Consider the following 19674-nt stretch of genomic DNA (forward strand, 5'->3'; position numbering starts at 1 on the left):
TTCACACGCAGGGGGTCACTGGTTCAAATCCAGTATCGCCCACCACTTTTCAAAGCTAAAATAACCCTTGTGATTCATTTTTGGATATACAAGTTGCCAGTTACCATGCTTAGGTTGTCTAAAGCACAGGGGTATTAAAAAGGTAATAACCAGAATCGTTTAATCCCAGATTCCCCCCGGGGGGGGTCAAAAGAAGGTTTATTTGACACTTCTTATAGGGATGCCATAATAGATTTCCCCTATAATCTGTGCAATTTCTTAACCTTTTTCGCCCGTACCTTGTGCCCCAGCTTTACTAGCTCGTACCACAGGACAGAAGCAACGGCAAATCCCAATACAATGAAGAACTGTGTAACCGAAAGGGCTTCTAGCTTTAAAAAGCCGGAGAATGGCGTATAAAGGATAGTTCCAAGCATGACCAGCGTGCCTGTGTTAACTGCCCACATTATCCGATCTTTAGCGAGAGAAAACATTGATTGGATAGCAAAATTCCGATTAGAACTGTTTACCTATACGAGGAAAAGGTTGGCCAATATGATAACAGGAAGTCCCATCGCACGGGCAACAGGAGCGTTATCTGGATTACCTGCCAGCGTTGCGTAATACAAACCGAATGATCCAGCAAATATAACTAAACCCTGCACTATACTTTTACCAAGCAGCTTGCTGTAAGCATTTGTTCCTTCGGATCTCGCGGGCGACGTTCCATGATGTCGTCTTCTGCGGGCTGGCTCCCAAGCTAAAACAAATTAATATCGTCATGTTGCCTTGGCTCCATGTAATAATACAATATATCACAACAGATATATCACTTCGTTAAGAAGGTTATTAACTAAGCCAGTCCTGATGGAAGAAGAAAAATGGTCAGAAAGGATATTTTAGGGATCGAAGGGACAACAAGGATATCACCATTAAACCAGAATTAAATGTTCATAATAATTTACAAGGGACTGTTTAAGAATATTAATGCGGTTTTATGCCGTTGTCTGAAGCATCAGTACTTTCTCAAAGCTCGAAACTCTCAACCGCAAACCGGCGGACTGTTTTTACAATAGCAGGGGCCCAGAGCCATAGTGAAGTATGCCCCAAAGGGATCCATTTGATGGGCGGTTTACCGCAAGCTTCCCAGAAATCAATTGCTGCTTGCCTTGGGATATATTTATCATACTTGGCATTTATCATCTGAACGCGTCGGTTTTTTATGTTGCTTGCATAGGTCATCGGGTCCAAAAGGTAACCGGGGAACGGTGCTTTTACATTCTGGAACCCATTTCGTGAAACCTCATCAAGGTAAAGATTGTATGCGTGTTGTTTTTCGTGGTATTTCTCCTCACTCAGCTTTGACGATTTTTGGTAGCGTCGGTTCTGGCTTAGCCATTCAATTTTGGGTGAGTTCCCTCCGGATACAATAAAGACCCCTGCCTTTATACGCTGATCTGCTCCCATAGCGATGGAAGAAACAAGGCCGCCAAAGCTGATTCCCAGTACGCCTGTATTTTCAGTATTATATTCGCCATTATCGTCCGCCCAATCGATTATTTGTCTTATATCGATTACTGATAAGCGGTAACTTTGGAACCATTCTTTGTCAGAAAACACAGGAAATTTTTGTTTCATCGGCAGGGGCATTCGCTTGGAATGTATGGTGAGGTATGGTATGCAGCAGGCTATGCCTTCTTTTACTAATTGGCGAGCAATCAGCTTGCAGGGGATGATACTCAAGTCACCCATTCCATGTACTAATATCATTAAGGGAAACTGGTGTTGTGCTTGGGGCAGATATAGCTCGCTTTTGACTACGCCGTTTTCAGCATACCCTGTATCGATAGCGCTTCGAAATTGTAATTTATAATGATGGAAATCCGGATACTTTTTGGTTAATGATATTTCCACATTATTATTGCCTTTATGGTATTCGTAGGGGTTTGCTAACACTGATTCATTCACAATACCTGATCCTGTTTTGTTATTTGTTTGAGTGTGTTTTGTGTTGTCCATATAAACCTTGTTTTGTAACCGTGACTGCAACAGAATACGCGGATTAAATATTATTCCTATTATAACAATTTCCTAGTGAATGTTATCCTTTATTCGTACAGTAACGTTGTCGAGCAGCGTTTGTTAGCTTGCAGTTGTAGCGAGGATTTGCGCTTGGTTTGAGCGTTTGCGATCCAAACTCTGATCTTTTTTCATTGACGTTAATGCAAAGCAAATGATATGTTAATTCAAAGACGATTCTCAGAAAATAACAATAAAAAAGTTTCCTCAAATGGATGCCCATTATCTGGCATTGCCTACCTTTAAATAATTATTTTATGAGGGAGAAAATAATGGAAGAAATATCAAGCAAATCAAGATTGGCAGTAGCCTTGTTCGCCTGGTTCCTGGGAGTTTTTGGCGTTCATCGCTTTTATCTGGGGAAAATAGGAACCGGGATTCTGATGTTGGTAACCTGTGGAGGGCTGGGTATCTGGGCATTTATTGATTTTATATTAGCTGTAGCTGGAGTCATGAAGGACAAAGAGGGCAAGCTGATTAAAAACTGGTAGAAAGCCCAATTTGGGTTCTTTGTTACTGGCGTGTTAAAAAGCCAGTGCTTTGTTAACCTTGGCCTGCTACCTCGATTACCCCCATTTGTAGCAGTTTGTTGAAATAAAATTCTGCTTGGCTGCCAGCTGGTATCCATGAAGCGAAGTCATGATAATAAAAAATGCCAGCCGTGCGCATGGTATCGATTATCCCTGCCCATTCAGCAGGTATGTTGAAGCGCATGCGTGTAACGGCATTGTAGCATTGTATGCCGCCTTCAATCTGAATAAGGTCCAGTCTTTTGATGGCTAGCTGAAATGCAGTATTGCTTGTATCCAGTTCTACATCACAAGGATGAATCGTTTCTCCTGGCAGTCGAGTATTAACCTCAGCGGCAAAAGCCTGATAAGCTCTGTGTACCGCTTCTCTTTGCTCAGCAGTCATTGCCGGATCGTGTACTCCCAGGTGGTTCAAGCTGAATTGAGCTTGGCCAGCAATTGGGGAAACAGTGGTTGCCTCCAGTCCATAGGCACTGGGGTCGCTCCCTACTTTTGAAGAACGTGTAGCTTCGAAAGGGAAACAGGAAACGAAGTTAAAACTGTCTTCGAGCTGGCTTACTACTTCGAGCGATTCCATTGCTTCTTGAAAATTGGTTGATGGTAAATCAGGTATCAGGTTGATTTTAAGATTCAATCCTGCCTCTTTCGCGTTAAGCATAAAATCTATATTTTGTTGGCGATTGGCGCATTTATTCATGAGTTTCAGAACCCGGTCATTCATACTTTCGATTCCGACAGCAAGGAATTCGCAACCTGCCTCTACCATTGTTTCCATGATATCAACAGTAAAATGCCGATCGGCTATAGCAAAACTGTGCCACTTTACCTGGAGACCACGCTCTAATATAAGTTGACTCATGCGGTTGGCGAAAGCCGGTGGGATAGCTTCGGTGATAACCGAAAAACGATTTACTCCATGCTGTTTGATCTGGTACTCCATTTCATTTACAAATGAACTGGGGTTGCGGGAGCGGTATTTGGAACTGCCCCGGTATATTCCGGTGTAATCACAGTAATGGCATTTCCCCCAATAACAACCACGAGCCTGGACAATGCCAATTTCAGGTTCGTGTAAACTGTTGAGAATACCTGGTTCATATTCTGCATATGGCAGTTTATTTAAATCCAGGCCTTCGGCTGGCAAGTTTAAAACCACATTATCTCCTGATTTTGATGCCACTCCGGAAACCTTGTCCGGTTGCCATGTTCCCGACTGCTTTTGAAAGGTCAGTTCAGCCAGGGGATATTCACCATCTGATATCACCAGGGCATCGATAGAAGGATGAGATGTGAGAATATGGGTGATATTGTCCTTATCCATAAAAGATATGGTCGGGCCGCCTAAAATTATCGAAACATCGGGCTTGTGCCGTTTAAGATAACGGCTGAGGATCAGCGCCGGCCCCAGCTGGGGTCCAGTTGGAACCGAAATTCCTGCAACAATCAGATCATCTGGCAGGGTATTCAAGAATATATTCCTTTCCAAAAATGCCTGATAGAACTGTGTAAAAGCAGAGCTAAAAAACTCCGGATTGGTCAGCTCTGCCAATGGTTTATCGATACGGTATGGTTTAGCTGCCATATTCAGGAGGTAACTCAATTGTGAAGCATCCTCTCTGAAAACGTGCTTGCCTTGCTGATCGGTAAAAAAATCGCGATAGCGTGAAATCAAGCGTGCGGCTACTGCTGGAACTGATTCCGGGGGTAATTCAAGATCATCGCCAAAGTTGCCTGAAATCATGTTATTCAAACGTTCTGGATCCAGCAGGTATACAGCAAAATCCTCGTTTAAATCTCCTTGCACGGAGGCAATCCCCAGGGATGACAGGTATCCGGATAACACTGCAGTTGAAGGGTAGTAAGAACCAAAATTGGTTTCAACCAGCGGCGGGAAAAGCAAGGCTACTGCAGGTTTAACGAATGGCATGCATTTTCCTGATCTATCCCTATCCGGCTTTATTTTGGTAAGGCTCTGGTGATCTTTGGAAAGGCTAGCCATGTTATTCTGTTTTTGCTTCCGGGGCTGGCACCAAAATGTCGATAATTGGCGTGAGTGCAGCTTTATCAAATCCCACTTCAACTATGCGTATATTACGAACTTCTTCCGGCTGGGCAAATGACGCAGGTTGATTTTCTGGTTCATTCTCTACCAATGGTGCGGTTTCGGCAGAGGCTTTCTGAGAAGAGAGAGCTTCTGCCACTTGTGTTGGTATGGGGTATTTGGTAACAATAAAACTTCCCATTATTGGTTTAAAGGAGTCGTAATTCCTTTGTACAATATCCATCTCACCTTTTTCATACCATTCGGGATCGTCCATGCACTCTATGATGATATCGGGGCGTAAAAAGCGGCTGAAGTCGGATATCAAACCAATGGTTTTTGGTTGATTGTCGATATACAATACCATGCTTGGCCACTCTAACCGGGGCCGGGATTCCAATCCCTTAGATCTGATGGTGATCCATTCTCTCCTGGTGGTGGCATTTTTAGCCGACCAAGCGCAGTCAGTAAGGTCCGCCCCAAAAGCAATATAGCGGTTGTGGGTGCTTTCCCTGACGATAATGTCAGACATCATAAAAGATGGATCATATCCTTCGTGCCCGAGCAGTAGCGTCTCCAATTTCTGCGGTTCAAGCACATTTTCATCGAAGAAGCCCTTTTTCTCATCCGGCTGAAGTTCGTGGCACATAAACCTCATTTCGTCATACGGTATAGCCAGCGCTTGATCTGGTTTTAACAGGCTGGCTATAGCCATGATTAGCCACTTTTCATAACCCATCTTTATAATTGGAAGCGCATAAGAAGCGACCAAGCGGGCTGCTTCATCTTCAAAATCATCCAGAGTCAGTTCTTTTTTGAGTAGCATGAACAGTGGATCGCGCAGGGGGCGAATAAGCCCGTTAAGCGGATCTGTTATCATCCAGTCTAATTTGGAAGGCATCTTGATCTCTGATATCTCCAGAGCTGGCATTAGTTGGGCAGCCTCGGTTTTGTATTTATCACTCACTTCAAGGGCTTGGATCAGGATTTGAGGTGTTTTCTCCCTGATAAAAGCTTTTCTTACCTGGTTGAAGACGGTGTAAAAACCTTCATTCAGTTCTTTAGGGATAAGTGTGATCCCTTTACGGATAGTAATTTCGGGATTTTGAGCGATGAAATTTTCGAGCGCTTGAAAGGCTGATCGCCATTCACCTTGCATGGTTTCCTCCTGATGATTAGTTTCATTGATTTCCGTGTGTATTAAAGCACCTTTTTTAAAGCATCGGCAATAGCTGGTATCAGCTGGGCAATTTTTGTCGCCGGGGTTGGCCGTACAATTTCGCCCATGTGACGGTTAGCCTGAGCTGCCTTTAAGCAGGCTTCAGCCGGATCCATTCCGGACGATATCAATGCTGATACAATACCCGTAATTGTATCTCCGGTGCCGCCAATGGGTTCAAGGGCAGGGATCAGCGGATCTTTAACTACTCCGTAGACTTCCCCTTTAACCATTATATGATCAATAGCGGCTTTCACCAATAGATAATCAGGGGCATTGCCACTGGCATACGCTTCTTTACCCAGCCGGGCAATTTCAGTATTGTCTACATTAAAGATAAAGTGCTGTACATAAGCTGGATGAGCAGCCTCAGCATCGGCTATAAAGCTCAACTCGCCAGGATCCGGAGTGAACAAGTTGAATTTTGGTGCGAGTCCTATCGCTTTAGCATTGAGCAAGGCGCCAGCATCGGCAATGAAGAATGGCTTGGGAGTTGTTTCTTCTACTGCTTGTACCAGTTTTAAAAACGGCTCTCGTGTAGGTAAAAGATAATGAAGAGTGAGTACAGTAGATCCAATAGATGAGATTTCCTGGGTTAAATATTCAAGTATCTTGATAGTTCCATCCCCCATGCCGGTATCACCATAGGTAACCAGATGAGGCGGTTCGATACCTAGTGTCTGGCAGGTGGTAGCGGCTGCTGACGCCATGGCGGCAGTTCCCAAGGTGACGTACTTGCCTTCGAGGGCATAGTCGCCGATATCTAATCGGCCTTTCTGATACCTGCATGCACCCTGTGTCAAGGGAATACCATCAATCGGTATAGTTCCTGCGATAACTAACATCAGATCTTGCTCCTTTCTTCCCTAAAGAGTTCGGCTGCCTTCTGATAGGCATGCTCCATGGTATAGGCGCAGATAGTCTTTCCCAGCTCCTTGGGGGAAGGCCCTTCCCCAATCACGGTGTCAATCAAGCTCAGACCGAGCAAGGGTACATCTGGTCAGCCGCCACCGGAGATGTTAACAATAACACCAGTACCTTTCCGGTAGGTCACTTTCATATTCCCGCACCTTACCATTGTATAACCTGCATAGTCGGTCACCTTGATCAGCTGGGTAAGGTACACCGGGACCAACTGGGTGCCCTTTGGCAGGAACAATATATCCATAAAGAGGATGTTATTATTCTCAAGGATACGCTCTACTGCATCCACATCGTCAGCATTGATTTCCAGAGCCATATCGCAACCAGTGCGATATTCCGGAGGCGGCGCAACTTCATTTGATGAGTAGCCGGCATGCTCTAAAAAATGCTTACCACGCATGGCATAGTAAATGTAGTCGAATACTACCAGAGCTTTTTCCTTTTCAACTTCTTTGGTCACTTTTTCCTCCTTGGGGGAGATACTGTTGCCTAACCCGGCCAGTAGAAATCACCTGCACGGGAAAAAATTGATACCAATAGCACTGTATACCAAACATATAGCGAAAGGGCGGTTGTAATTGCCAGAGCGATAAATGGTCCTCGTACCTTGAACTTTGTGTCTGTCCAATAAAAATCGATTGCCTCTTCTGAACATGCTTCAACGCAACGACCACATTTAATGCATGAGCCTCCCTGGGGGTGTCCCTTGTCTACATCTTCCGGATTAAGAGCGAACATGCGGCAAGAGTTAACACAATCCAGGCATTTAACACAGCGTTCCTGGTTAATTTTTAAGCGAAATGGGCTGATGCGGTCGAGGAGGTTGATAATCGTACCGGCAGGGCAAATGTAGCAAAACCATCGTCTTTTAGTTAAGATTGGTAATATAATTGCCATTATTCCAAGAATACCAATCACCAACCAGAAAGCTTTCAGCTTGAGCCATAAAACCGGGTAAAAAAGGTTTACCAGGGAAAAACCCAGAAATATTGAGAGCAACACCAGCGCCAAAACCAGGCTGTAACGTAATATATTTATCCATGGCTTTAAAGGTCCATAATAAAATTTATTATTAATGCCAATCTTCTGCCTGAGAAAATCCAACCGCACAAATTCCCGTCTGCCTGATGCAGCTGCTTCTGGCAGGCCGCCAAGCGGGCAAATCCATCCGCAATAAGCTCTGCCAAACAAGAGGAGAATGATTGCGTAGGGCACCATGAATAGGGCGAAAGTGGCCAAGTTTCCTGGTATTTGAGTTTGCCAGGCATTAACCGAAGGCAAGAATTCAGCGCCTCCCCAGAAGATGGCTGGCAAAACCAATGGGTGGGGGAATTGCAAGGTTCCGATACCGCCGGTACCCGGAAAATAGTACCCTGGATTAAAATGATCCACCCATTGCATGAACTGGGTTGGGCCCCAGAGCATGATCAGCCCCGCTAAACTCAGGGCAATAACCGTAGCAAGTGCAATGAAAAAAGACCGCCTGAGGCGTTCAATCTTGCCTGACTTCAGGATATAGAATATCATCAAGCCGCTGATTAATCCCAGCGCTACACCCAATATTGGGTAAGGTTTGGAGTACCACCAGCCGTTGAAGGCTGCGGTAACAAGCCCCATCAACAAAGCCAGCCGGAACGGGCTTAACTTCATTGTCATCCTATTCGTCCACCGATGATGTCGATAAAGTTATTTAATCTTTCTTGAATATCACTCGTGTTTGTGTAAACGAGAGAAGAGTCGATGAATACTGGAGGTATTGCCAACTCATGATAAAGAGCATCACCAAGAGCTTCGTAAGACTTCATCAACGGTTTGTATTCCTGTGGCCCATAAAAAACGAGACCATGTACATTGTATCTCCTTGCAGTAGTGATCATGCGGTATTTCTGGGCGGTATAATCTTCCATATACAGACAGGGAGCATTATACAAATAGCGCTCAACCAGGTAATCGAAAGGCGCTGGGAAACCAAAAACTGGCACTCTTTTTCTCAGGAGCATTGATCCCGAACAGCTATAATCGGTTACAATAACTGCATTTGAGCCTTTTACCAGTTCAAGCAGTTCGTTGCTAATAAACCCGGCAAGCATAAGACGCGGTTTGGCATCAACAGGCAATCCCATTAGATTAATCTGGGCAAGCTTGTCCTGATGCTCCAGAAGGTTTCTTTTAAAAACTGGCCTTTCCAGGGAATACCCGGCTTGCTGCAGCTTGAACACATCTTGCCATTCTACCGGTGATCTCCCGCGTATTGGGTATTCATATAATCCCCGGAGGAGTTCCTTTATCTTGTCACTTTGGGTGATAGCCTTGGAGAGGTTAATAATATTAATCGGTTGTCTGTTAAATTGACCAAGGTTTTTTGCGAGCATCTTCAGGTTGTGGCGGAATTTAGCTGTGGCTTTATAATCGCTTCGGTAGCGGTTAACACGTGGCAGTTCCAGAGTAAATATTGATTGATCAAAACACTCTTTAAAACAATGCGTGGCTGTGTAGCTATCGTTTTCTGGACAAGTAATAATAAGGCTGTCAAGCACGTTCAAATCGAGTCCTTCAGCAAGGTTAGTCTTATGTTGGACGCTGCAGGCCTGCCAGCATTTGCCAGGTTTTTCTCCAATAGAACTGCCGGTTGGAATCAATGGCAAACGTAATGGGAACATGCCTGAAGCCAGAATAAGCTCTTCAGGTACCAGCGGGCAGAAATACCCGGTGACTTTTAATCCTAACTGTCTGGCATGCTGTATATTGTTCAGGATGTTATCGAAATCTTTTGATTTGAAGCCTTGCCGCCTGTGTATTTTATTTGCATTCATGATTACTGCAGGATTGTCGTCGTTCTTTGCCACTACCCCGTAGTCCTCAATAGCAGGTCCAGCCATTTGATGGTAACGATATTAAAGTAAACTATCCCAAGGTAGAAACCCGCTAAATAAAGCAGGGCGGATTGTCTGCCTTCGGCCGCCATGACGTGTTGTCTGAAAGGGCAACCTTCAGCAAAAACTGAGAAAAAGCCCATTCCCAATGAGCCGATTATACCGGCGATCAGGATTCCGGGGGAAGTAAAATCAAAACCAAGGGGGAAATTGGTAATCTCTCCCCCTATAAAATAGAAGAAAGTATATCCAACTGCGCCGCCGGCAATTAAACCGATTAATCCCTTTAAGCGGTAAGAGTCTTTTAGCATAATGAAATCTCGGATTCCGCTAATCGTACAGAATTTTGAACGTTGCCCAAGATAACCAATAACTATACCAAGTACCAGAGTTGCAATAGAAGCGATCATTGAGGGACTCCTTTCTTGGCTTTAAAGCGAATATAGATAATTGCCAGCACTACCCCGATCGCAATAGAGGCAAGAGCTATCAGTGCGGTTCCTGAACCGTAGGATACAAGTAAGGCAGTTCTGATTGGGCAGGACCCCCATAACAAGCCCAAATTAGCAACCAGAAAGCCAAAAATAATGGCAAGAAACCTTTTTCTCACCGGGCCCGGCTGGAATGCGAATTCTTTCTTGCGTCTGGCTGCTATAAAGGAGCCAATAAAAACGCCTGCCACAGTGAGCACTGGATATACGATAAAAGCATCTCTTATTGGCCAGTTGGTGCCAATCACTCGGTTAGTAAGCCAAGCAAAAAGGTCGTTGGGATGGCCGATAAAACTGATACCATATGCCTCGGGTGGTTGTACCTTGAAATAGGCCTGTACCAGGGCAGCCCCGAGTCCCATGATAACGCCGATTATAAATACTCTGTAAGAGCTTATTTTCAACTTCATATTAAACTAACCTCAGCCAGGTAGGGAAAGGAACTTTTGCCTTTTCCCCATGGAATGGGCAAGGATAACTGGTGGCTAGTTTGGCATCGAGTTGATGAGAACGCCCACCAAAGAACTCCAGGGTTACCCCTTCGAAGTTTACCCGTTTTTCAAATGTGAGGGTTGTCTTTGCTGGTACTTCTACAAACCATGGATAAGATAATAGAGTCTTGCCAGTTACCTCTACCCAAACTTCCTCGTCATCAACTTCGATTTGCATCATATATGATTCGTCAGGGTCATGAAAGGTGACTAATACTACTCCCCAGGATTCTGTATCCGTCCAATTCTCCAGGGTTAGTTTGACATCATAGGTGTACCTTTCAAAATCCCAACCGCAATCCATGCCAAGTTCATAATGAGAGACCATGTCGGATTCGAGAGATACTACTTCTATCCCGAGCACTCCTGTAATCCGTCCAGCGCCGTCACATGCAGGGCAGGGGACCTCGACGAAGGTAACTGCGGTTAACAGAACTAACCCGATGATGAAGTAGGTGTAAGCGTTGAATAATTTGTTTTTCACGATACGCTACACTCCTTTCGGGGCAGAGGCGAGGATCAAATGATACTCGCCTCTGCCATTCCATCTAACCTGATTATATATTGTTGTTAGTGTTTCGTCTCTAGACTAGTGCAAGTAACGCTTTTTTCACCATTCCTTTGGTGATCTGGATCTTGTATTTGTTATGTGGTAGAGCGGTTGCGCCTTTGACTGCTTCATCGCCGGCCGCAATGGCATTGGCTTCATTGATAGCCTTGCCTTTGATGAAATTTTCGGCATTGGTAGCACGCCAAGGTATAGGTGAAACACCGCCTAACACGATTTTAGCATCGCTAACATTTCCACCAGAAATAGTAGCAATGACAGCTACGCTGACCTCTGGGAAGTCGATAGCTTTCCGCCATGCCCACTTCTTGTAGACTTGTTTGGTGCCTGCAGCTGGTGCGGGTACCTGTATTTCGGTAATAACTTCGTTGGTAGCCAGGGTATTAGCAAGTCCACCGTAAAGGTCAGCGATGGGAAATGAGCGTTGGTTGGTAACTATAGTTGCCCCTAAAGCTACCAATACCGGAGCGCAATCAGAAGGGCAGACTGCAAAACAGCCGCCTGCTCCCCACAAAGCGCTATGTTTTTTGTTGTTACCAGGAACCATATAGCACAGCAAGCCGCCTTTCCTGAGGCAATAAAACTCATTGTGCTCAGCTCTGTAGTACCAGCACCGTACTGCCTGACAAAGATTACCGGCAATGGTGCCCATATTTCTGAGCTGAGGAGTGCCTACTTTGTGTGCCGCTTCAGCCAACGCCGGATACTTTGAACTGACAATCGTCGACTCATATATTGCGGTGAGTCTGGTGAGGGCACCGATCTTGAGCGTTCCACTTTCTTCTTGTATGTACTCCAATCCCGGAATGGTCTTGATGTTTACCAGTTTGGTAGGAGGATTGGAATAGATCATGCCTTTCAGTGTGCATAAAATATCGGTTCCGCCGGCAATGATGGCTGAACCAGTGCCTAATGCCGAGACCGCTTCCTGGACTGACGTTGCATTGACATGCTGATTTATCTTATTCATTTCGTATTCTCCTTAAGCCTTTCCCAAGTGTTTCAGAATGCGGTCGGGACTCATCGGTCGAGTGAATTTAGAGAAATCGCCACCGATGGCATTGTGTATAGCCATCAACAAGGCTGCGAAGCCTGACCCATTGGCTGCCGGTTCACCCAGACCGCTCATACCGAAAGGACCGGTAGCATTGACGCTTTCGGTTAACCAGCCACCATGAACATCATCATTGATATCCATGGCAGTGTGAGCTTTCATATCTATATGGGTTTGGTCGAGCAGGGCACCTCTTTGAGGATCATGGTGAACATCCCAGAGAAGGCCTTTTCCACAGGCTGTCCATAGGCTCGAGCCGATCTGACCTCCGGCAGTAACCGGATCAATAACTCGGCCGCAATCAGTAGTATGGGCGTGCGCCAATATTTCTACATCCCCGGTATCGGGGTCAACCGCGACTTCAAAAGCACTGGCTACGCCCTGGCGATGGAAAGCAGGAGTACCGATCGGTTTGCCCTGGAATGGCCTTCTCAGTACTTCTGCGAAACTTTTTCCCACACCGATGATAGGTTTAGATATTCTGGCCATGACTTCAGCATGGGTGAGAGATTTGGACTGGTCGGTCTTAACAAAGATCTTGCCATCCCTGGCATGAAGGTCATCGACAGCAACGCCCAGTTGGTTGGCAGCATGAGCAAACAGCTGCTCGCGGATATCCAGAGCTGCCATCAGAGAGGCGGAGCCGTTACTGGAAGCACCCTGGCTACCAGCTTGCATGCCGCCATCTGGAGCCTGATCATTAGTACCGTAGGACGAACAGTAGACCGCTTCGAACGGAAGCCCAAGAGCTTCAGCAATGATATTAGCCTGAGTTACTGAGTTGGTACCGTTCTGGTTGTTACTCTGGCCGGTGACGAAGTTACAGGTGCCATCGGTGTTCATATAGATGACCACTCCACGTCCAGCGCCCGAATGGCCATGCCGATCGTTGAAGCAGGCAATGCCTACACCGTGGAGCCGTCCGTCTGGTAGAGTTCTGGTACCGGGAGCATGATATTTTTGTTCATAGTTTATCTTTTCGTTTACAGCTTCAAGGCACATGCGGGTAGAAGCGCAAGTCATTGGCCGGCCGTTATCTTGATTGAGCATATCGTCGGTGATGGTGACCTTGCGCAGGTATTCCAGAGGGGTCATACCAATAGCATCAGCCATAGCGTTAAGTGCTACGCATAGAGTGAAAGCTGCTTCGGGGTGCATCAGGCAGCGATGTCCGGCTCCAAAGCCGGTATTAGTGGCTACGCCGTAAGTTTCCTGGGTAACGTTAGGTAGGATATAGCTGCAGTCAATATTTTCCCAACCATTACCGGCAGCAGCGTTGAAGCCGCCGTGGCAGTACCATTTTTGCTGCATAGCGGTCATCGTCCCATCCCTTTTACCGCCGAGCTTAGTGATACCCTTCGGGGAATAGTGGTTGCGGCGTCGGATGGAGTGTAATCTTCTGGTACGCGAAATGGCTACTGGAACACCTGCTTTCTTGGAAAGCAGGGCACACAGAGAAGGTTCGCAGGTTTGCCCGCCACCGCCAAGGCCGCCGACACCGCTGGTTTGGCGGATATGGCAACGGCTCTGGTTAACTCCTAACTGAGAGGCGTATGTGCGGTTCTGGGCATGAGGATTCTGACCCTGGTCGTATCCGTATACATGCTCGCCTTCCCACCAGGCAACACCGGTAACCGGCTCAATAGTATTTTGAGTGTGAGGTCTGAGGAAGGGGGTTTCAACTTCAATGGTTACCTCGGCTTCTTCAAATCCTGCCTCTATATCACCACGAGAGTTACGTGCCGGGTTAGCCTGGACGTTGCTGTCAGGGAAAGTACCTGCCAGGGTAGAGCCGGGCTGCCAGGCTTCATCGGGATCGAGAACGAAAGGTAATTCCTCGTATTCAACTTCAATCAACTCAACTGCACGCTCGGCGATAAAGGGATCGGTAGCAGCGACTGCTGCAATTTCCCAGCCCCACACCAGCACTTCATCCGTCTTGTACTGGGGATTTTCCTGCATTGTGATTACAGCTTTAACACCTTCTAGTTCTTCAGCCTTGGAGGTATTGATGCTTTTAACTTTGCAGTGGGCATGGGGGCAGCCAAGGATGGCCGCAAAGAGTTTCTTGCCCGGGAAATAATCGTAAGGGAACATATACCTACCGGTTACAATTGAAGGTCCTTCATAAGCACGGTGAGGCTTGCCGACTACGGCTAAATCCGTACCAAATTCAAAATCTATGGGTAATGATATCGCCATTGCTAGCTACCTCCAGCGACAATAGTGTCAATAATGCGAGTATAATCGATGCAGAAGCATAAGTTCCCGGATAGGGCTTCCCTTGCTTGTGCACGAGTGGGTTTGGGGGTCTTTTTGTAAAGAGCAACTGTTGTCATGATATTGCCGGGGGTGCAGTAGCCGCACTGGAAGGTAGATCTTTCCAGGAACAGCTTCTGTACTGGGTGCATTTCCGCACCGTTGGCAAGACCTTCGATGGTTAATACTTCATGACCTTCAGCTTCACAGGCCAGTACCATACAGGCATATACCGGGGTACCGTCCATATGAACAGTACAGCTTCCGCATTCTCCGCGATCACAGCCTATCTTAGTGCCGGTAAGCCCCAGTTTTTCCCTAAGGACGAATCCCAGCGACCAGTTAGGATCAACCACTATGGGGTAATCCTTGCCGTTGACTTTGAGGGTTACCATACCTTCAATTGGTGCGATAGCCTCAAGGTGCTGGGCTTCGAGGTGGGCTTTAAGATCTGCCAGGGAAGAAAATTCCTGGTTATCGTAGGGGCAGAGATACTTGGTAACCGGATCGCCTGCTTCGTGAGCTGAGTCAACATGAGATTGCAGCGCAGCAAACGTGTCAAACTCTATGCTGTCGTAGGGACAGACGAATTTGGCGACTGTGGTAGTTACTTTTACTGTATTGGTTGCCGTCTCGGTAGTGGTATCACCTTTGCAGGCTGCAAGCAGGGCAGACGAACCGATGGCGGTACCGCCAACGACAATGCCGGTGTTCTTGATAAACTGTCTTCTGGATATCGAGCTATCTTTGGTTAACTCGTCTTTTTCGGGCATTAGATATTAATCCTCCTTTATTTGATTGTATGCCCATGAAATATGTTAAATGTTATGGTTGGCTCCACCTCCTTTTTTATCAGAATTCAGTCACTACGGGCGTATATTGTATTTTTCCCAACAGTCCACCAGCTGGCAAATAAAACCGTCATAGCACTGTCCCGGTGCCCGACTTTTATCAAGCCGTTCCTTTGTGGTGGTTTTAAGCCCGATCGTTGTTCTTTCTCCTATATGTTTGTTGGATGCCTTGTTTTTTTCAGTAACAATGTTCATCATCTGCTACCTCGATTATTGGAATGATGCATATGCCTCCGTTTACCAACTCAAACAATAAGCATCACCTCCCGAATAAAATATAAAAAGATTATGCAACCTATCGATTCAGTTGTTAATTTATGATTATGGCTGTATATTTATGACATAATAAGACTATCGTATTATTATTAATAAGAACAATAAGGCATTATACTTATTTATTTTCTAATACGGATTAATACTTTTTGCTCTTTACCTATTGAAATTGGATTCTATAAGTAGTACCATGGTGGTATATTTCGTGTTCTCGTATGTATCGGATGGAAATATGCGAGTATTGATAATAGACGGACACGATATCTTTCAGCAGGGGCTGGAAAAAATCCTGCAATGTGAGCCAGGCATTGAGGTGGTATCACACTGTGGTGCGTTGTGGGAAAAGGCAGTTATTGAAAACAAACCGGATATTGTAATCATTGATATCTGCCTGGAACAAATTAACCCCTTTGAACTTATAAGACAGGTTCTGCAAAGTGAACCCAATATCAAGTTCGTTGTTCTTACCTATTCCGAGTTGAGGAAAGATCTTATTTCATCGTTCGAAGCAGGGGTTAGCGCATATATCTCCAAGCATATCGATATAAAAAACCTTATACAGGTAATTAATCGCGTTTCCCGGGGGGAAGTAATCATTTACCATCCATCGAAAAAAGATTTCATCATCAAGATGCTTACTCGAGAAGAGCCTTTAAAAGGTGCACCCAGGGCAACAGCTTTAACCAGACAGGAACAAGTGGTTATGTCTCTGGTTGAAGAAGGTCGAACTAACCAGGAAATTGCTGATACTCTGGTGATTTCCCCGCATACTGTCAAAGTTCACATGAGAAACATCATGGAAAAGCTACAAGCGCCCACCAGGCAGAGAGCAGCCTATCTCGCTCGTGAACAAGGCTTGATAGATAGTTCCAATTAATTTTTACTACTGCTAGATTGCATTCAAACTGTTAACTGTGCGCTTAATTTCAGTGGAATAATTCTTAATAATTTACCTTAGCATCGCGCTGTTGTTTAATACCTGGGTACCATATAGGAATAAAACATCAGAACCGGGTTTAAACTCAATGAATTCCCCAACCAGATCTGTGGTGATATAACGCAGGTCGACCATGGTTATCTTTGAATAGCTCTCCAGCAGGAGGGGGGCGAGCGAACTGGCAAATGAATCGCGGAAAATTACCAGCTCCGCGGTGTTCTTAGCGTTTGGATTATCGATGGTGATTAATGCTTTTGCACCTGAGAGAAACAAATCATAGGGATCGATACCGTTGAACTCTTCCGGAACGTATACATTACTATAGGTGCTTGTTTCATAATCAAAAACAATGGCATGTTCAATTGTTGGGCTGGTCAGGTAAACCAGCGTATCCGCAGTTATATTAAGAGCAGCATGACCGTAATATGAACCATAAAAAGGGGAGAGCTCCAGCCGGGTATAATCTACTTCTGATGCAAGAACGCTACCCCCCATCGCTCTCAAGAGTTTATCTGCAACGTCGATAATCTTATTCTGACTCCAGTGGATATCGGTTTTGTAGTAGTCCTCAAGAGACAGTTCGGTAAAAACATCGATGTATTCAATATTAGAAACATTTTGTATCAATAGCTCGATCATTCTTTGGTAATCAATCGAAGGGTAATCATTTTGTGGGCTAGTAAAATAGTTTTTATCTGGAATCACCGAATAAAAGACGTTCATGCCCTTCAGGTATTTTTGATAAACCTGGTTGAATTTTGCTGCTGCGTTGATGATGGACTTCTCCTTTAAAGGATATTCAATCTTGATGATGTGGCCATCCTTGATATACATATTGTTATTGTCATTTTGATTCAGAAGAAATAACTTTACATAAGCTTTAAAGCTCCTGAATGTATCGCGAAGAATAAATTGGTCTAAAAAGTATTCTTCGAATTCTTCAAAAAAATCCCCGCTCCATAGTTTCTCCGGCGAAAATTGGGGTAGCTGGGTGAGCTTGCGACGTTCGGGATAGGAAAATTCATGGCTTGGAGTAGCGAGATTCGCCAGCATCAAGCCAGCGGAAAAAACTACAAAGCAGACTATTACCACTATATTTGCGTATTTTGTTTTCATGTTAAATTTTAAAATCTGAAATAAATAAATGGATTAAATGAACCATCCACCAGATAACCAGTGACTAACAACATTAAAAAAATTTGTACGGCCGGTCTGAGGATGCTGGTTGCTGTAACTAATGATTTATATTGACCTGTTTTTTCGGTGATATATTTCCATAGGGGAGTTGATCCAAATATCGCAATTGCAAATACCATCCAATAGCTGCTCAGGTAATAATTGGTTTCCAGACTGGTCAAAGGTATTCCAGTTAAGCCAAACATCGCTTTCAGTGAGGCTGTGCTTTCAGCAATACCATTAGTATTAAATATGACGAAACCTATTACTACCACCAGTAGCAGATAGCAATGACTGAACGCCCTGGGTAGCTTGGCGAAAAAATGTTTAAAAGTGTATTTCTCGAGTATTAAAAACAAAGCAAAATAAAGACCCCAGGTAATAAAATTCCATTCCGCCCCATGCCAGAATCCGGTTAGGAACCAGACTATGGCGACATTTCTGATCCATTTAATCAGGCTAACCCGGTTGCCGCCAAGTGGGATATAAACATAATCCCTAAACCACGAGCCAAGTGAAATGTGCCATCTGCGCCAAAATTCGGTAACCGATTTAGAGATGTAGGGGAAATTAAAGTTTTCAGGGAAGCGGAAACCCAAGATTCTCCCCAAGCCGATTGCCATGTCGCTATAGCCTGAAAAATCGAAGTATATCTGCAGTGCAAAGCCAATTGCCCATATCCAGTACAAAAGGACAGTTTTTTCATCTGTGTTAGAAAATATGAGTCCCAGTTCTCCCAACGAATTGGCAATTATTACCTTTTTTGCTAAGCCGGTAATGAAACGATTGATACCATAAGTGATATCTGCAATGGTATGCTTTCTATTAACCAGAGCTGCTTCAACGGTGGTGTATCTGACTATAGGTCCGGCGATTAATTGAGGAAACAGGGCGACGTAAGTAGCAAAGTTGATGAGGCTGGTTTGTACTTTTACTGTACCTTTGTATAAGTCGATGGTATAAGAAAGTATCTGGAAGGTATAAAAACTTATACCAATAGGCAGGGCTAAATTCAGAGGATCAAGTGTTGAGTCGAAAACAGCGTTAATATTATTAATGAAGAAAGCGTAATATTTAAAAAAACCAAGCGTGCTGATACTGACAACAACTGAAGATGTTAAAGCCAGCTTGCGGGCTTGGCTGTGTTGTGCTTTCGAAATCCATATCCCGTGCAGGTACGCCGAAATAATTGATAGAGCCATCAAAAGAGAATAAATAGGCTCTCCCCAGAAATAAAAGGCAAAACTTGCCAGTAGCAAGACGAGGTTTTTGTATTTTGCCGGAGCAAGAAAATACACGGTTAATACTACTGGCAAGAAATAATAAAGGAAACTTATAGATGAGAACAGCATGCTTTTCCTTTATAGAATGTTATGATTGCCATAAGCATGCCTGTTATGCTAATGCAAGAAATGCATTATACAAAGTCTGAGTCTCCTGATCACTCATTAACAGAAAGACAACATCGCCAATGTTGTCTACTATAACATTGGAGGGATCAACCCCGGTGCATATCCATTTCATGGGGTCGACATTTTCTTTAATATCAGTTTTTATCTGTTCGATGTCTGCGCCATCTTTGACACGAACTAGACAAAGTGAATAAGCCCCTGGTGACATTATTGGTTCAGATGCAATTCCTTCTTTGAATTGGATGTCATCTTTACCGAGATAATAGGCTACTCTATCCTCGGTTATTTCAGCTGTATATAAACCTTCCTCAATAAAATTGCGGAAAGATTCATCAACATCTGCATTTTGGTAAATGCTTTCCAGTATGCTTTCCAGGCTTCCTTCGAGGTTGTTATTGGGCGGGGTTGTGGTGTTTCCATTTTCTGTTTGGCATGCGAGCATGCTGAAGCTCAATGCTAAAACCATTAAGGGCAGGATTATTTTTTTCAAATTATTCTCCTTGTATTTTTTTGTTTC

19 protein-coding genes are annotated in these 19674 nt (G+C 44.7%); 2 read left to right on the forward strand and 17 right to left on the reverse strand.

Annotated elements, in window-relative coordinates:
- Positions 1-1005 precede the first annotated feature (1005 nt).
- Positions 1006-1947 (reverse strand): alpha/beta hydrolase family protein, encoded by a 942-nt coding sequence (locus tag PHX29_02365; protein ID MDD5604748.1) that lies wholly within the window; start codon positions 1945-1947, stop codon positions 1006-1008.
- 383 nt (positions 1948-2330) lie between these two features.
- Between PHX29_02365 and PHX29_02370 the strand changes: the two genes are divergently transcribed.
- Positions 2331-2549, forward strand: a complete 219-nt coding sequence (locus tag PHX29_02370; protein ID MDD5604749.1) for a TM2 domain-containing protein — start codon at positions 2331-2333, stop codon at positions 2547-2549.
- 52 nt (positions 2550-2601) lie between these two features.
- Here PHX29_02370 and PHX29_02375 read toward each other — a convergent pair whose 3' ends face one another.
- From PHX29_02375 to PHX29_02435, 13 genes are all read right to left on the reverse strand, one after another.
- Positions 2602-4515 (reverse strand): radical SAM protein, encoded by a 1914-nt coding sequence (locus PHX29_02375; GenBank protein MDD5604750.1) that lies wholly within the window; start codon positions 4513-4515, stop codon positions 2602-2604.
- Between the two features lie 73 nt (positions 4516-4588).
- Positions 4589-5788 (reverse strand): hypothetical protein, encoded by a 1200-nt coding sequence (locus tag PHX29_02380; protein ID MDD5604751.1) that lies wholly within the window; start codon positions 5786-5788, stop codon positions 4589-4591.
- Positions 5789-5829: 41 nt separating this feature from the next.
- Positions 5830-6693 (reverse strand): NAD(P)H-hydrate dehydratase, encoded by an 864-nt coding sequence (locus PHX29_02385; protein ID MDD5604752.1) that lies wholly within the window; start codon positions 6691-6693, stop codon positions 5830-5832.
- A 155-nt stretch (positions 6694-6848) separates the two neighbouring features.
- Positions 6849-7232, reverse strand: coding sequence for a DUF3343 domain-containing protein (locus PHX29_02390; protein MDD5604753.1), 384 nt, complete (start codon positions 7230-7232; stop codon positions 6849-6851).
- Between the two features lie 29 nt (positions 7233-7261).
- Positions 7262-8428: a 4Fe-4S binding protein gene (locus PHX29_02395; GenBank protein MDD5604754.1), complete on the reverse strand. Its 1167-nt coding sequence runs from the start codon at positions 8426-8428 to the stop codon at positions 7262-7264.
- Positions 8425-9651, reverse strand: a complete 1227-nt coding sequence (locus PHX29_02400; GenBank protein MDD5604755.1) for a 2-hydroxyacyl-CoA dehydratase family protein — start codon at positions 9649-9651, stop codon at positions 8425-8427. Before PHX29_02400 ends, PHX29_02395 begins: the two co-directional genes overlap by 4 nt.
- Positions 9618-10055 carry a YeeE/YedE thiosulfate transporter family protein gene (locus PHX29_02405; GenBank protein MDD5604756.1) on the reverse strand — a complete coding sequence of 146 codons (438 nt, stop codon included), beginning with the start codon at positions 10053-10055 and terminating at the stop codon, positions 9618-9620. Before PHX29_02405 ends, PHX29_02400 begins: the two co-directional genes overlap by 34 nt.
- The gene (locus PHX29_02410; protein MDD5604757.1) at positions 10052-10546 is read right to left on the reverse strand and encodes a YeeE/YedE thiosulfate transporter family protein; all 495 of its coding nucleotides are present in this window, start codon (positions 10544-10546) and stop codon (positions 10052-10054) included. The genes PHX29_02405 and PHX29_02410 overlap by 4 nt, the downstream gene beginning before the upstream one ends.
- Position 10547: 1 nt before the next feature.
- Entirely contained in the window at positions 10548-11111 is a 564-nt protein-coding gene (locus PHX29_02415) for a hypothetical protein (protein ID MDD5604758.1), read from the reverse strand.
- Positions 11112-11211: 100 nt separating this feature from the next.
- On the reverse strand, positions 11212-12165 hold the full coding sequence (locus tag PHX29_02420; protein ID MDD5604759.1) for an FAD binding domain-containing protein: 954 nt from the start codon (positions 12163-12165) through the stop codon (positions 11212-11214).
- 12 nt (positions 12166-12177) lie between these two features.
- The gene (locus PHX29_02425) at positions 12178-14451 is read right to left on the reverse strand and encodes a molybdopterin-dependent oxidoreductase (GenBank protein ID MDD5604760.1); all 2274 of its coding nucleotides are present in this window, start codon (positions 14449-14451) and stop codon (positions 12178-12180) included.
- A gap of 2 nt (positions 14452-14453) precedes the next feature.
- A complete protein-coding gene (locus tag PHX29_02430; protein ID MDD5604761.1) occupies positions 14454-15281 on the reverse strand; it encodes a (2Fe-2S)-binding protein in 828 nt (275 codons plus the stop codon).
- A 93-nt stretch (positions 15282-15374) separates the two neighbouring features.
- Entirely contained in the window at positions 15375-15557 is a 183-nt protein-coding gene (locus PHX29_02435; GenBank protein ID MDD5604762.1) for a hypothetical protein, read from the reverse strand.
- A gap of 307 nt (positions 15558-15864) precedes the next feature.
- Between PHX29_02435 and PHX29_02440 the strand changes: the two genes are divergently transcribed.
- Positions 15865-16509, forward strand: coding sequence for a response regulator transcription factor (locus tag PHX29_02440; protein MDD5604763.1), 645 nt, complete (start codon positions 15865-15867; stop codon positions 16507-16509).
- Between the two features lie 72 nt (positions 16510-16581).
- Here the strand turns inward: PHX29_02440 and PHX29_02445 are convergent, their stop codons facing one another.
- The 3 genes from PHX29_02445 to PHX29_02455 form a co-directional block, all read right to left on the reverse strand.
- The gene (locus PHX29_02445; GenBank protein ID MDD5604764.1) at positions 16582-17685 is read right to left on the reverse strand and encodes a DHHW family protein; all 1104 of its coding nucleotides are present in this window, start codon (positions 17683-17685) and stop codon (positions 16582-16584) included.
- Positions 17686-17693: 8 nt separating this feature from the next.
- Complete coding sequence (locus PHX29_02450) at positions 17694-19043, reverse strand: hypothetical protein (GenBank protein MDD5604765.1); 1350 nt, start codon at positions 19041-19043, stop codon at positions 17694-17696.
- 97 nt (positions 19044-19140) lie between these two features.
- On the reverse strand, positions 19141-19647 hold the full coding sequence (locus tag PHX29_02455; protein MDD5604766.1) for a hypothetical protein: 507 nt from the start codon (positions 19645-19647) through the stop codon (positions 19141-19143).
- Between the last annotated feature and the right edge of the window lie 27 nt (positions 19648-19674).

The organism is Dehalococcoidales bacterium (assembly GCA_028717385.1).
Lineage (GTDB): Bacteria > Chloroflexota > Dehalococcoidia > Dehalococcoidales > CSSed11-197 > CSSed11-197.